The 15,187-nt window shown below is 34.5% G+C and carries 8 protein-coding genes; all 8 read right to left on the bottom strand.

Annotation, left to right across the window (positions count from 1 at the left end; all coding sequences use genetic code 11):
• Positions 1–21 precede the first annotated feature (21 nt).
• The gene (locus tag GN157_RS01050) at positions 22–702 is read right to left on the bottom strand and encodes a hypothetical protein (protein WP_157481291.1); all 681 of its coding nucleotides are present in this window, start codon (positions 700–702) and stop codon (positions 22–24) included.
• Positions 695–3,640, bottom strand: a complete 2,946-nt coding sequence (locus GN157_RS01045) for an HsdM family class I SAM-dependent methyltransferase (protein WP_157481290.1) — start codon at positions 3,638–3,640, stop codon at positions 695–697. The genes GN157_RS01050 and GN157_RS01045 overlap by 8 nt, the downstream gene beginning before the upstream one ends.
• A 122-nt stretch (positions 3,641–3,762) precedes the next feature.
• Positions 3,763–5,316 (bottom strand): AAA family ATPase, encoded by a 1,554-nt coding sequence (locus tag GN157_RS01040; protein WP_157481289.1) that lies wholly within the window; start codon positions 5,314–5,316, stop codon positions 3,763–3,765.
• A 3-nt stretch (positions 5,317–5,319) separates the two neighbouring features.
• The gene (locus GN157_RS01035; RefSeq protein ID WP_157481288.1) at positions 5,320–8,661 is read right to left on the bottom strand and encodes an Eco57I restriction-modification methylase domain-containing protein; all 3,342 of its coding nucleotides are present in this window, start codon (positions 8,659–8,661) and stop codon (positions 5,320–5,322) included.
• Entirely contained in the window at positions 8,661–11,960 is a 3,300-nt protein-coding gene (locus GN157_RS01030) for a helicase-related protein (protein ID WP_157481287.1), read from the bottom strand. Before GN157_RS01030 ends, GN157_RS01035 begins: the two co-directional genes overlap by 1 nt.
• 88 nt (positions 11,961–12,048) lie before the next feature.
• Positions 12,049–13,293 carry a relaxase/mobilization nuclease domain-containing protein gene (locus tag GN157_RS01025; RefSeq protein ID WP_157481286.1) on the bottom strand — a complete coding sequence of 415 codons (1,245 nt, stop codon included), beginning with the start codon at positions 13,291–13,293 and terminating at the stop codon, positions 12,049–12,051.
• The gene (locus GN157_RS01020) at positions 13,281–13,670 is read right to left on the bottom strand and encodes a plasmid mobilization protein (RefSeq protein WP_157481285.1); all 390 of its coding nucleotides are present in this window, start codon (positions 13,668–13,670) and stop codon (positions 13,281–13,283) included. The genes GN157_RS01025 and GN157_RS01020 overlap by 13 nt, the downstream gene beginning before the upstream one ends.
• A gap of 270 nt (positions 13,671–13,940) precedes the next feature.
• Positions 13,941–15,011, bottom strand: coding sequence for a DUF932 domain-containing protein (locus tag GN157_RS01015; RefSeq protein WP_157481284.1), 1,071 nt, complete (start codon positions 15,009–15,011; stop codon positions 13,941–13,943).
• Positions 15,012–15,187: the final 176 nt, after the last annotated feature.

Here is a 15,187-nt window from a genome sequence, read left to right as displayed (position 1 = left end):
AAAGAAAGACAAAGCAATCTCTTATGAGGTTAAATCAATGAAATAATGCCAAAGTGAAATGCTGTCCTTAAGAGCTTTTCTTGTATGGCTAGAAGTATATTTTTCTACAGAAGAAAATGATGCATATTGGTATAGTTGTTCTGTCTCCAACCAATCTATTGAACTATCCTTATTCGTATTGAATTGATTAGTTAACCAGCCATTTACTTTGCTAAACCAATCTTCAATAGTACGACTTTGCACATAAGCAAACATTCCACATACCTTTAGGTGTGAAGAGTGATCACCTCTTTTGAAACGTTCAATTCCGCCACGATCTCCATATACATATTGCTCGTTACTGGAACTTTCCGAAAAACGCTTCGCTTCGAATTCAATTAGTGGTGATGGTTTTCTTCCCCTTGTCAATACAAAAACACCAATATCTGTTTCTTTTCCTGAACTTGCTTGGGTTGGATTTTTTCTAAAATCGTATGGGAAATAATCCTGATTGTTTTCAGTTTTACATAGCTGGAAATGATGTACTAGGAAATCACTAATTCTATTTTCCCTATCTGAATCTTTAATGGTTTTATAATAAGCAGGAAATCCAAGCACATAATTATCTACAAATAACAAGATCTGTTCTACCTCATGATTATTCGGTACAGATAAATCATTGGGCGTAGGTAATTGATATGGAGGCAGACTATCTCTAAGCATCTTGATAACGGGCTTTTACATAGTCAGCAAATACTTCATCGGCATCTCGTAGAGCAATTGAAGGCAACCAATAGCGTAGTTGTTTTGGCTTTACCAAAATGATACTATCCTTACCATATACTTTCATTATTTTCTGAATGTGTACATGTTGTTGGTTAGTGTCTCTTTGAGGAATAGCTTCTTGAATATACTGCTCTATACCTACGATTTGCTCTTCTATAGGAGTAATAATTTCTTCGCTATATTCAAAATGTACAGCATAGTAATTTTCTGTATCTAAAATTTTGTATAGTTGAAATTGCTTATTGCTAATACGATAGATACTATTTAAAGTTTTACAAAATATATTTGAGAAGTCATTAACCTCTGTTAATAATGGTTTTTGAAAAACTTTTTCCTCTAAAAAATTGATATGAAATTTCAGAGAGTCTTTTATCAATATCCTTTCTGTCTCAGAAACGGTGTTTTCCCCGTCATTAACATAAGGAATGTTTAAAATATCCTCATTAAATATAGCTGTCGCCCTATTTACCAAAAGTTGTGCACTTGTGGACAAGATATAAAAACGGATGAGATCCTTTTCTTTTTTAAAATATTGATGCAGATCAATTAATTCCTCTCTATCTTCTTTGGGGGCATGTATGCCCATTATTTGATCCCTATATGATATCGGAGAATCAATCAATAGGGTTGGTATTTCATTCTTACCTATCACTTTCTTTATTAAGAATAAAGGAGATTGAAATAATTCAGGAATTCTTCCCCATTGATAAAATTTGCTTTCTAAAGTAAATGTCTTTAATTGCCCAGATTCCGTAAAAGACCTTGTTTCTATACAAGTGCTTCCATCTAAATATGTATATTCACTATATCCCCCTTTCTTTTTCTCAAAATCAGAAGGAACTAAATCTTCGTCAGGTTTACCTTTAATAAACCCATCACCAAATACCCAATTTTTTTCTTTTCTTTTTTTCTTTAAAAAATTGCCTAAAATTGGTATCTCACTTAATCTATTAATTAACTGAACAATTCTCCCACCGCCTAATAGATTAGCTTTCCATATGAAAGGATTGATAATAGCATCCTCCTGACTTAAAAAATGAAAATCATAATAGTCAAATTCCAAGTATAACCTATTTGTATTTGAAAAGGTTCTATTAGCAACTAAATGCAAAACAGACTCTGTGTTAGGCTCCACTTTTTGTAAGAATATAGCAGCTGTTGCGACATTTTTTCTTCCCCACAACTTATCTGCAAGTTTAGTAAAATCGATAACTTGCAAAAGATTATAAGAAGAAAAAAACTCCTTTTTAAATTTTGTTCCTTTTTGATATAATAAAGGTCCTGATGGCTGAATCATCGATAACATCCCTTCATTCTTTAGCAACCTCATAGATTGTACTAAAAAGTGAAGTGCAGGATTTTCATCAGGAATGTTTACATCACTTTTATATCCGATTTTTTCGTTTAATTCTTTAAAGTATTTCTTTCTACTAGGCTCTTTACCATTTACATCAACTAAATTAAATGGAGGATTCCCGATAACTAATGAGAAATCCTTTGGAGGATTATCTGTTATAAAATCAAAGAAGTCTTTAGTGATAATATTATCACTCATATCGGGAAACTTCAACTTCCCCCATGTAGGGGGATCTAAGTTGACTTCATCTAAAATTGCTAAAGCCAAACTAAAAATAGACAGTCGTATAGCATCCTGTTGAATATCTATACCATGAATACTTTTTAGCAATAAATCTTTTAGAACAGCAAGAGATGGCTTTTCTAATTTGCCTGTTTTTTGCCATTGCTCATAACGCCACCATTGAACAATGCGTTTGTATGCTTTGACTAAAAAAATACCTGAACCGCAACTTACGTCAATTAGCTTAAAGTCCTTTTGAGGAACTTTAAGTGGCATACACTCATCTACTAGAGTAGAGACGATCATCTCAGGGGTATAGACAATATCTTTGCTGTCGGTTAATAATTCTTCATATACAGAACTGATAACCTCTACAGGTAAATGCGAAAACGAATAGAGTCTCCAAATAACAAGCTGACCATTATCATTATTTCCGTCTAAGTAGTCAGCTAATCTTTGTACTTCACTTTTTTGAATAGCTTCCCTTGCTTCAGCTTCATTTTCTTTATGCCATTCAAATATTTTTCCGTTAAAATCTTCTGCTAATTTGTCTAACAAAAGAAGTAATTTTCCTTTACGAATTACATCGCAGAAATCGGTACACTGGAAATTATTTTTAAAGTATGTTCCTGCAAAATATCCACTTTTAGCATCTTCATCACGCTCCTCCAGATATTTAATCAAAAGACTCTGCACTAAAAGCTTTAAAGCGACATGTTTATCCAAGTTGGATTCTTTCTGAAATCCCTCATAAACATTTTTAAGTCCACGAATCAAATCTCGGGTAGCTGATTGTTCAAACTGGAAACGCTTTTTATTATTCTCCTCTTCCCAAAACAATCCATCATCAAAACTTTGAGCATTAAATGTTTTTATCGCATCACCTGTTTTTCTGATAATTTCCTCCGCATAGTGTTCTTTATTTTCTTTAGGTTTTTCCCTCGAATCAAAAACACTGACAGCCGATTTTTCAATAATGATGTATGCAGGAACCTGATAACCGTTCCACATATTTCGGTGAATACGGTTTCGGTCTGCTGTACTTAAAGTTTTTTGTGTATAATCAAAAATATATAACTGCGGAACAGCAGCCCTGCCATCTTGGAAGTAACGAAAATAAACAGCAGCCGCTTCAAATTTACATGCTGTTTCTAATGCAAATAGAATATTTGGACTAGCAATAGCCTCGGTAAGATTTTCGTAGTTCGCAGTTAATAATACACCGCTAGTCCCTCTATCAGAAATGAAGGAAAAGTTAAGCTCCTGAATATGTTTTTCAAAAACCGCTGTTGGCATACTATAATATAAAACGTTATTTGTTTACTGGGTAAATATACAATTTATAAAAGTTCTATTTAAGCCTCAATGGAGTAATATCTACCTTTTTATCAAATCAAATTATATCTATCTTAAGATCATTAGTCTTCTTGACTTATAGCTTTACCACTCCTAATTTGTTGAATTGTATCTTCCTTTTCCTGTATCTTATTTTCCAAATCCTCTATCTTGTTTTGTAATTGTTCAAAAGTTTTAGTGCCATCTTTTCTAAAAGATGGTGTTTTAAGTTTTTTTACAACTGCAATAGCTTTTATCAATTCTGCTTCAAACGTTGGCTTATTTAAATCGTGGTGACTAAACGGATTCATTACAGTTCCACGACAAGTCTCCACCTCACTTATAAGTACTTCATCTATCGTTGTCTGTAATTTAATTGCATTCCAAAAGTCATCACTTTTAAGCTCTTTAGACTTAATCTTATACTTGACAAATAAATTATTCTTGTCACAAAAATTGTTGACAAGCTTTTCAAATTCACTACGGACATATACCGCTGAAGCTTTATAATCTTTTTCATCTAAATAAAATTGAGCTTTCTCTATATAATCCGTATTCTGCTTAATAATAGGCATTTCAAAGTCGTCATCTAATAATTTCTTAGAATATATGTCTAAGTAATTCCATTTAGTTATACCAAAATAATTGTTAACTAACTCAAACCATATTTTATCATATGTAGTCATTATGATTTGATATTCATCTTGGAAAAATTCCTTTAAAATATCCAATAATGGCAGACGGTTACTCATATCTAAACCAATGAGCAAATCATCTAATACCAAAATTTTCAAAACTCCTTCTGATGGGTTTGATTTAATAGTTGCCAAATACAAGCTAATCGCTAATGCCGATAGTTTAGCTTCGTTTAGAAAGTGTTGATGTTTAGGGATAGGCTTTGAGAAAAAGTCTATTTTAATGCCTACATTTTGATTACGAATATCTCTTCGCCCATAATATTCAACTCCGTCAAAAGAAAGTTTGATCTTAATGCTATATCCAAATCTTTGGATAAAAATATTTGTATCATCCTCGATTGACTGTAATTTTTCTTTAAGTCCCTTATTAAAATTGTCGATTTTCTCTTTTATCGATTTTACAACCCATTGGCCTTGTTTCAATTCATGGCTATCATAAATGATTTCTCGCCATTCTTTACCTAAAGTTTTGTTTGTAAATCGATTTTCTTGCTCAGATAGAATTTCTTGAATAAGTAACTGAAAAATATTTACGTCATCCGTATCAACTAAATGGGTTCTAAGCAGGCTTTTATAATCGAAAAAGCCTTTTATTTTATTAGCATCGGCTATTAAAAGCTTGTCATTACCTGTAATGGTATTATTTACAACATCAACCTTAATTACTGTTTCAGAGGATGAACGTTCGTTTTGTTTTATTTTAAATTGAAGATATGCAGTGTCTTTTTGACTTTCAGGAATAAAAATATTCTCAAACCCTCGTAAATCGACATTACGCATTGATGCTTCAAAAAAGGATTTCAAAGCTAAGAAAAAGGAACTTTTACCACTGCCATTTTCCCCATATACCATAAGGTTTTTCCCATCTTTACCTAAACTTATCGTATGCTTGCCATAGAAAGCTCTGAAATTATTAATTTCGATTTCTGTTATACGCATATCCTATTGATTTATTCCCTCTATAAGGGCAATTTCTTTTATATTTTTCATAAAAAATAAATTATTCCGAACAGGATGTGTTTTATCGTTGAGGCGATTAAATACTGTCTCAACAACTTTAATTTGTTCTGATTCTTCTTTTAAATGAGTTAATGAAGGAAGTTCTCCAAGATGTTCAGTAATTGTACGTTGATGTTTTTGTAATAGCTCTGGAAAATAAAGTTCATAAACCATTCCATCTATAACCTGTTGTAGATACGCTATTTTCAACTGAACATCCAAACTTTCTTTATTTAAAGTTTTTAGAAATATTAGGTATTCTACAACCGTTTCAAACAAAATTGTATTATTTGGCATAGGTAAAGGAAATTCCTTAATATCCTTTACCAGGATTTTAGGAAAATCCCCTTTTGTAGCTTTAGGCGAAAAATTAAAATGATAAAATGTAGCGAGTTTCGAATTAAGAACACTTGCTAGAAATTTAACTGAATACTTCGTATTAGACTTAACTATTATTATTGAGGGATCATTGTATAATTCTTCGTCAGTAACCCCTGCAAAAATTGAAGGATTCGTAATCTCTCTAACAAGTAATCTCTCTCCTTTAAAAAAAATAGGGTTTCTGGGATTAGCTATACCATCACAATAATCTATGTATTCTTTCCCATTCCAGTTTACATTAAATTTAGTAACATCAGCACCCCACAGCCATTTCTTCAAGCTGTCTTTTTCAAATGAGTTATAATGGTATGCTCTTTTTTCAATTATATCCTGTGATTGACCCTGGTATTTATCATAGGCAATAAGCCCTTGACTAATTTCTGGATAGTAGTTGTTGAGTTGTTTTCTATTGCCTCTAATTCTAGAAATTATTTCTATGGTCAAATGGTCAAGCATAAAAGCAAGTCCCCAGTTTTGATTCATCAGTAGCAATTCATCGAAATCTATGGATAAACGAGGTTTTAGAATTAGATCTTTAAATGAATTTATATTTTTAGTCTTTCTATATCCTACTTTTAAAGATTTTTTTTGCTCATATTTACTCCATAGATTTATTGTGTTCCTTACGGTTGCAGACTGGAATATTGTAAATTTTGTACAATCTAAAATTTCGTCTAAATTCCATTTATTTACAATCTGTTTTCTATAATCTGTTGCGTAGGTATTAAAAAGATAGGTATTGGGAATTATATAACTTAAGATTCCGTTATCTTTTAAAACAAGATGTGCCTTTTCAATGAAATAGTAATAAATTTCAAAATCTGGCACTTTCCCTAAATGATCTATAATATCTTTTCTGTAATCACCTTTAATTGATACACCATATGGGGGGTTTCCAATAACAATATCAAATTCCTCGAATCCAAACATCCATTTTGGGTCAAACCAATCTGCTTTTCTATTACCAAATGGATCCCAATTGCCTAATTTGTATGCTTTGCTTTCTGAATCTCCCCATAAACCATTCTGGTCTTTAGCAATTTTCTGCTGAACTTTTAAAAATTTATCCTTTATACTTTTCTTTGTTTTTCCATAGCTTTGAATATATTCATTCCGTAATTCTTCCAACTCTTGCAGCTCATCGAAATTATCGAACATACTTCTTTGATTATTTTCATCTGGAAGATTTAATAGTGTATCGGCTGTAACAAATTTGAATTCTAAATTAGGTAACGGCTCAACGCCTCTGTTTGGTCTACTATCATCAATATTTTCATCTACTACAAGGGATAAAAAGCAACGTAATTTAGATATTTCAGCCGCTACGGGTTGTATATCCACTCCATAAAGACTGTTTTGTATCACGCCTATTTTTCGAGCATATTCTACACCCGAGCTAGCTAGTTTTTCTTTTAGAAGCTTTTTTACTGTTGGATTTTTGATTCTGTCTATTTGTCTTTTTTTCCACCATTCCGCTTCAGGATCCAATTTCTGTAATGCCTGTACTATTTTTTGTAATACTCCCATAGGAAAAGCACCAGAACCACAAGCTGGATCCAGTATTTTTACTTGGTCTAAAGCATTTAAAATATTGTTCTTTTCGGCATCGGTAAATGTTGGGTCGGCTGTTTCCAACATTTTAAAAATTGGACGGACTTTCTCTTGTACAATGCCAGTTTGGTTATGCAAATATTGTACTAAGCTTTCAGTAGCCATATAATCCACAATTTCCCTTGGCGTATAAAAACTACCTGTTGCCTTTCGTGCCGTTTCTCCGCTATCGGGATCAATTTCTGCCAATAAGTTTTCAAAAATACGTCCTAACATTTCAGGATCAACACTTACCTCGATTTCGGTAACCGAATTTTCGTCAATGGTAAAGTTGTACTTTTCCAATTCTTCAAAGAATCTCAAAAACCAATCGTCACCTATACCAAAATTGTTTTGATTGTTTCCTTGGCTATCTGATTTATAATAATCCTCTATATTGGATTCAAATAAACCACCGTTCAGGAAAGGAATTGTTTCTGTTCCTTCAGGTAAATTGCTTAAGCGCTCATCCATAGGCGTATTCAACGTTTGGAAAAACAAGCGTTCTAAAATAGTATGGTAATAATTGTTGTACTGTTTTACTGCATCTGATGAAAGCAAAGTTTCGGGTAACAACGCAATTTCATCATCCGATTTTTTCATTTTCAAAAACCAACAAAATACAGCACGCCCGATCAAACGAACAGCAAATTCTTGTCGAACATTACGATCAGTATTGGGTAATTGTAAAATACCATTACCGTAGTCTGTAACCTTTTTGCCTTTGCCTATTTTTCCTCCTACCAATTCATAGAAAAACGACTGAACAATTTTATAAAACTCTTCGTTCAGAGCCTCTACGCTAAAGGCGTTCAGCATGTCTTGTAAGGATATGACTTTGCCTGTCAGCTTACTTAACCGATCAGATGGTGTTCTTACTTTTTCGCCCTTACCTAACAGATAGGTGTATCTCTTTGGTTCAGTTACCTGTTTAATAATTTCGCCCTCATCGTTGAGTACTTTTATTTCCGAAATGAAGGATAATCTCCATTTTTCGTCCTGAACAAAAACAACAATAGCACCGTCCACATCATATTTGTAAACGTTTCTAAGCAATTCACGAAGACTAACTTTATTTCTTTCTAACCATACATCAGATTTAACGTTGATACGATACAAACCAATAATACGATCATCAGAAGTAGTAAAATTTCCCAATTCAAAAGCTTCTGTTGCACGATCATTATTGGGTAATAGAATAGGTTTGGGTTGTGTATACAATTGTCTTGCTCCAAAAACAGATTGTAGGACTTTAATCCAATCTTGGTGATTATATGCTTTTTCAAATATCTTATGTAAGGTTGCTCTGTCCATTAGCCAATAAATGTTTCAGTGATTACTATTTCAGGAGTGATATTAAGATCTATATCGTTGGTGGAAGATTGTTCGTCTTCACCATCATTAAACACATCATATTTTTTTGCAAGGGCAATAATTAAATTGTCGGCTTGTCCGTATGATGTTTCCTTCTTGTCTAATCTTCGTTTCAATTTTCTTATTTCATTAGGTAAAGGGGTAAATGTCCCTTTATCAATTAAGTCTGCTAATACTTCACAAGCTTTTTTAGTATCTGCCTTTCTTGTAATTGATTTAAAATCACGCAAAAATTTCTTTGCTTGTGCTGAAATAGCATCGGCTTTATCCGTTGTTGTAACTGTATCTGTTGTGGCGCCTAAGAAATCTTTATCAAATTCTTCTAAAGCGGCTTGTACATTATCATAGTGACTTGCAGGAACATCGTATCCTTGTTCGTTTACTTTTGCCTCGAACCTTTCGGCAGCTTCCAAAAAGGTCAAAGGCGTTACCTTATTGTCATTAGTAACAACATAAAACTCCATTTTATAGGGTGATTTCAGGAAAATAAGGGTCGCATCTTTTGTTTCTTCTGCCATGGTGTCTTCGTATTTTCGGGCAGTACGTGCTTTTAGCGGAAAGTTTTTTATACGCTTAAATTCTCGTGGATTAGCGTCTTTAAACTCCCTGATAAATCTTAAATAAACTAATCGTTTATCCTCTTCGTCTGGCATCCCTTCTTTGAAAAGTTCAAATTGTTCTACCAATTCTTCATTTGTAAACACCTGTGCGTCCTCGCCAAAAGCTGAATGGAATCCTTGTAACTTTAATAGTGCATTTTTATACAACTTAATCTCCTCATCTCCCTGCTGTGACGGATAAAATATATAGTTATATACTACACCGGCAATACTTCCGATTCGGTTAATTCTTCCGATTCGTTGCATCAATCTTGTGGCATTCCAAGGGGTGTCATAATTAACCAAAACATTCGCTCGATGTAAATTTACACCCTCTGCTAAAACATCGGTTGTTATCAGAATTTGATAATCGTCCTTTCTTTTGCCTATATAATTCGCATCAAAATTCTCCTGAATGGTTTCAAATATCTTATTTCTGTTAGCTGAAGAGACCTTTAATACGCCTTTTCCGATGCGCTTTACTAATTTTTCTGCCAGATAATCTGCCGTGTCATTACTTTCCGTAAATAAAATAAGTTGTCCCGTCGGATTTCTATCTTTGCTTAATAACTCATTTTCAAGTGCTTGAAACAGTTCTTCAATCTTAGGATCTTCTTCTACTTTAGCCCACTCATTACTAAGCTCTTGTAATAAAACTTGGTCTTTTCTCAAGCCAGTTAATAATTCAGGCTCAAAATCTTCTGCTTTGAAAATGTTATTCTTTGGTTTCTCTGTACTTAACTCTATAATAAGGTTTTCTATATCATCCATAGAAAAACCTTTCTCTATCAATTCATTAATATTAAGGTCGGGAGCAATCAAGACCTTATCACTCTCAAACATTTTAATCATTCTTTGAGTAGATACTAAAAGATTGTTAAGTGTGATTTGGAATGCATGGAAACTACTTTCCAATCGCTTAACCATTAATGTTTTCATGATTCCAGCCAAGGATTTTGAAATCAAAACAGCTTGATCATAATAAGCGTCTTGTAAATCTTCTCTCAAAAAACGAATAGCCTGATAGCGGTAATAATTAATTTTATCATCATCAGTCAAATAGAATATGGTGTGATAAAAAAGCTTACTCAGCTTGGCATTTAGACTATAACCCACAGTGCGCAAAGGTGCTATTTCAGGAAAGACAATACCTTGTTCTTTTAAATCATCAAGATATTTTGGATAATTTGCTAAATCTCTTCTTGTTCTTCTAACCGTAATTTGAGAAATGACTTTTTCGCGAATTGTATTGTAGAGCTCACGAATTTTTTCCACATTGGGCTCGTCCTCTCGCATCACATCTTTATATTCTCGAATGATAGGGCCAAAGAATGATTGGAGATTCGTAACGGGAAGCGTACTTCTTCTCGCATCCTGGAATAATAATAATTGATAATAAAGATCCTGTGGTCTGTTATTAAGCGGAGTAGCTGAAATTAATATAACCTTTTTGTTTTTCCCTGTTACTAATCCTTCGCTATTTCTTGGAGCTTTACAAATACGTTGCAAAAGTCCGAAAGCTTGCGAAGTGTGATTTCTATATTTGTGTGCCTCATCAACCAATATCAAATCATAATCTTCTTTAGCCCAATAATTCATATCCTCTCCATTGACTATTTTCTCTAAACGTCCATTAGTAACGAATTTGGTATGTCTATCAATTCCAAACATTCTAAATGTGGATTTCCAGTTTTTTTCTAACGCAGGTGGGTAAACTACCAATATTTTGGTTTTTAAAGACCCGTTAGCAACCAGAAACCGCTTAGCAATCATAGAAGCGATAATAGTCTTTCCAAGACCAACAACATCTGCTAAAAAGAAACCATTATGATCCATTAACATTTGAAATCCCTGATTAACGGCATCTACCTGATAACTTAGTTTTTTATAACTCTTAGGCAAATCCCCAACTGTGTCAGGATCGTAATCAATGTTGTTTCCAAAATATTCGATTAATAATTTAAGATAAATTTCAAATGGAGTAAAGAATTGTCCGATATGTGTTTTCTTCTTATATTCTAAAATATCAGCAGGCAAAATAGTTGTTGATTGTTGCCAAAGTTTTTGAAACTCTATTTTGGTAAATTCAACATCATCAAAATCCTTTAGTGCGATATTTAGCTCATAATTAGGGGATTTTTTTATCCCTAAACCTGCTTCGGTAAGATTAGAAGATCCCATAATTACCCAACCATCCGAATGCTCAGAATGCAATTGCGGAAGAAAAAGGTAGAATTTGGCATGAATAGCTTTAGAATTATGTGCCCGTACTTCTATTCGCCCGTCCACAATATCTTTTATAAACTGTAAAATACCTTCTTCTACTTCTCTAGAATATTTAGCTTCTTTTAAATCTTGTATAAACCATTTTAAAAATTCTTCTTTAGTTTTTTGTTCTTCTCCAAAATATAGTAACCCTTTTTTTTGAGCATCTGCAAACATTAGATCTACATTTATGCCAACGAGAATTTTTATATCCTTAATATCTTTTAAGAAAGGCTGTAATGCAAAATAACCTGAAGAGCGAAAATAACCAACGACAGCATGAAAGGCAAAAACGTCTTTCATATTCGACAATATGCCCTTAAACTTTTGGAAAACAGTATTTTCTTCGGTATTTGTAAAAAACTTTGTACTCATTAAATATATTAGAGATTAATTTAATTTAATACCAACTGCATTAAATTTTATTATACACAAAGAAACTATTTTTTAATCGAATATCAAGTTACAACTTCCTCCTTCTCTTTTTTTTTGAATGTAGTAAATTCTTCGACAAATAATCCCAATTATTGTCGACCTTCATCAACACGTCCAGAAAATTAGTCAGCTCTTTTATTCCCATAGATGCACTATGCTCATACAAAACGTTCTTCAATTCTTTACGTGAATAATCAATTTTCTGTCCAACTTTTTGTTGATTCAATACGCAGCTATCCTGAAGCCCCTTAGCACTATACTCCTTACCCATATTACTTCCATTAAAAACACTCTTAGTCTTATGGTCAACAAAAGTTACACCGTACACCAGTCCTTCAGCATTTTGTCTCACTATTGTATCAATTCCTTCCTTTTGTAGCTGCTTTACAAGCTGAGCGAGGATAATAATATTGTTCTTCATGAAAGCCATGTCAATGACAGTTTTAATCCTAGATTTATCCGGCTGCCTCTTAATCTCATTAGCTGCAAATTTCTTCTCCAAGTTCTTCAAGGTTGGCTTATCATAAAACCTGCTCGCTTTAATGGGAACTCCAACACGATTTCCTTTTTCATCCAATGCATGGTATAGTAATCCCTTATGCTTTGCAATCCTTGAATTTTCATTTCCTTTGTCCGCTTCAATATTGTATAGTTTTAGCACTGCATTCAGTTCCGGATGGCTTGTGTAGTTGTAGTTATTCACTACAAAGTTCAGGACGTTTTCAATTGCTTTTTTAGTCTCCTCTTTGCCATATTGGACTCTTGCTGAAACTGGTTCCGGCTTATATTCCTTTTTCTTTTGGTTTTCCGCTTTTACAAGATTGAAAGCCTGCTCTATTTCCTTACGAGCCGGTTCTGATTTGTCCTTGCCAATATTATGCATAGCAATACGCTTTCCATTTTCCTGAACATTGATTGAAGTTATATGAATATGCGGATGCCCGGCATCATTATGTTGATAAATCAGGTAGGGCTGATTTCCAAAACCAATCTTCTCCATATAATTCCCTGCTATCTCCAATAGTTTTTCTTTTGGTAGGTTTCTCTCGCTCGGGTCAAAGTTAAGGGAGATATGCACTGTATTCCGCTTTACATTTTCATTCAGTCCGCACTGCTTTTCAAGTCGGTTTAGTTTCATTGCATAGTTCAGCCTTTCGGCATCCACAGGATAATTTCCCTGTCCGATACATTCAGCTTTGCCCTCCTTAATCTTGTTCTCGTTGTAGTTGAGCATCGCCCTGATGGAATGCCCAGTCTTGATTATTGCAACCATTTTTCAGCCAGCTTTTGGAGTTGTTCTTTAACTTCATCAATCTTGGAAAACATAGTTTTCTTTTGACTGTCAAAAAGCAAAAGCAATCCTTTAATTTCGCCAGCCTGTGCTGACGCATTTACCTTCCTGACCAGCTGGTTAAAGTTGCTGCCGATGGCGTTCAGCTCGCGGTTGAGATGGCTCATTCGTATAATGGCTTCATCAGCTGAAGCATCCCTTGTGATAGTGGTGATTGGTTTGCTGAATAAGCAGTGCCTCACATAGTCGCTTACGCTGCGGCAGGTGGTGTTCTTGCAGCGGCTTTCAAGGGTTGTAAATTCCTTGTCTGTAAGGCGTACATAAATACGCCTTTTGCGGTTGTTATTCTCAGTCTCCATAATATCCTCTTCATTGGTTCAACAGCTTTAAAGCATAGCAGTGTCCCCCGCCCACGACTCCGGAGTATGGGCGGCAAGATGCCGTTGTCCGACAACGGGACATCTTGCCATTGCCGCAGACAAGGCAATCGACCGCAGCCTTTTCTATACTTCCTACTAATGTAATGCGGTTCAGAGGATAAAAACAATCATAGGTAAATAATGACTATGATAGTAAAAATAAAGGCAGGTTAAAGTACCTGCCCTTTTTAAAATTGGTTCAATCCTGTATTAGTTTAGAAGGAATATCCCGCTGTCGCTTTTAGCAAAACCGCTGCACAATTCAAAGGCTTTTTGCGCTCTTGTTTGTGCGGTTCCTCCCATTACAATGGATTGCAATTTGACTTCTTCATTTTTATATTTTCTAACGTTTTGATAGTAGCCTGTAACGGCATTGTAAGCCCCGAACAAAGTTCCTTTTGTCGTATTCATCTGTTGGGTATCATTTACCATTGCATAGGCAAAAGCATCTTCTACCATATTTTTAAATACAGTCGATAATTCATCTTCTGCGCCCTTCTTTAAAAGGTCGTAGGTTTCTTTGTTTGGGCATAGTGCGAGCTGTATTAATTTCTTTACTTCGTCATCTTTAATCCTGACTGTTGCCCACTCGTTAAAGATGTTTTCTAACTGGTTGCTCAGGGTGTTTGCCAGTCCCATAACTTTGTGCGCATTTTCCAAACGCTGGTTTGCTCCCGAGGTGTGTTTAATGCGTACCACATTAGTCATGTTTTTTAGTGAGGCATTAAGTGTATTCTGGCAGACAATGCGCACGGGTGTAAAGGCTGCCGTAATGCTTCCGCTACCATCGTGCGAGGTAGTCAGGAAAATATACTTTTCGGTTACATCATCACCATTACCCACACGGATATAATCAGGCAGTTTAGCGGTTATAAAAATACGTTCACCATTCCCTAAAGCCCCTGCAGTCTCATATAAAATCCCATTCTCACCGCCTACAATTGCATCAAAGAAAGCAAACGCATCACGATTCTGCACAATATGGTAATCTTTACCCACCACACCTAAAACGGTGTTGTTATCGCTTCGCACATTGGCAAAGTAATTGGGTACTGTAAGAGGCTCGTCAGTATTCAAATCTGTGGTAGCCTGCAGGGTTTTGGTACCGTTTGTAAACAGTGGCGATTTTACCACTTCATAATCCAGTCCTGCATGTTTAATTGCTTCCTGGCTTGTTGGGTAGTCGGTTACTACCTGCCCTAAATTGTGCCATGCTTTTTCCTTTACACTGAAAAAAGAATAACGACCTGTTCTTTCGTTGTAATTAAGATTGTGTCCCATGATTTCTAAGATTTAAGGGTTCAACAAAAAATTAACTGTGATGAATTCATCACTTTTCTTTTTTAGCCGTCAGCCTCCTTAAAAAACACATTTGTTTTCCAAAAGAAAACGGTAAAAAAGAAAGCAGCCGAAAAGTGCGGTGCAGCGGGAAAACAAAAGGAAACGGAATAAGTCCC

Origin of the sequence: Flavobacterium rakeshii (assembly GCF_009741375.1) — a bacterium.
Taxonomy (GTDB): domain Bacteria; phylum Bacteroidota; class Bacteroidia; order Flavobacteriales; family Flavobacteriaceae; genus Flavobacterium; species Flavobacterium rakeshii.
Note: the sequence above shows the minus strand (reverse complement) of the source record. Positions and strands in the feature narration are given on the sequence as shown.

What these genes read in the sequence shown, in the direction of transcription:
- GN157_RS01050 (WP_157481291.1), bottom strand. Translation starts at nt 702, where the DNA reads ATGCTTAGAGATAGTCTGCCTCCATATCAATTACCTACGCCCAATGAT.
- GN157_RS01045 (WP_157481290.1), bottom strand. Translation starts at nt 3,640, where the DNA reads ATGCCAACAGCGGTTTTTGAAAAACATATTCAGGAGCTTAACTTTTCC.
- GN157_RS01040 (WP_157481289.1), bottom strand. Translation starts at nt 5,316, where the DNA reads ATGCGTATAACAGAAATCGAAATTAATAATTTCAGAGCTTTCTATGGC.
- GN157_RS01035 (WP_157481288.1), bottom strand. Translation starts at nt 8,661, where the DNA reads ATGGACAGAGCAACCTTACATAAGATATTTGAAAAAGCATATAATCAC.
- GN157_RS01030 (WP_157481287.1), bottom strand. Translation starts at nt 11,960, where the DNA reads ATGAGTACAAAGTTTTTTACAAATACCGAAGAAAATACTGTTTTCCAA.
- GN157_RS01025 (WP_157481286.1), bottom strand. Translation starts at nt 13,293, where the DNA reads ATGGTTGCAATAATCAAGACTGGGCATTCCATCAGGGCGATGCTCAAC.
- GN157_RS01020 (WP_157481285.1), bottom strand. Translation starts at nt 13,670, where the DNA reads ATGGAGACTGAGAATAACAACCGCAAAAGGCGTATTTATGTACGCCTT.
- GN157_RS01015 (WP_157481284.1), bottom strand. Translation starts at nt 15,011, where the DNA reads ATGGGACACAATCTTAATTACAACGAAAGAACAGGTCGTTATTCTTTT.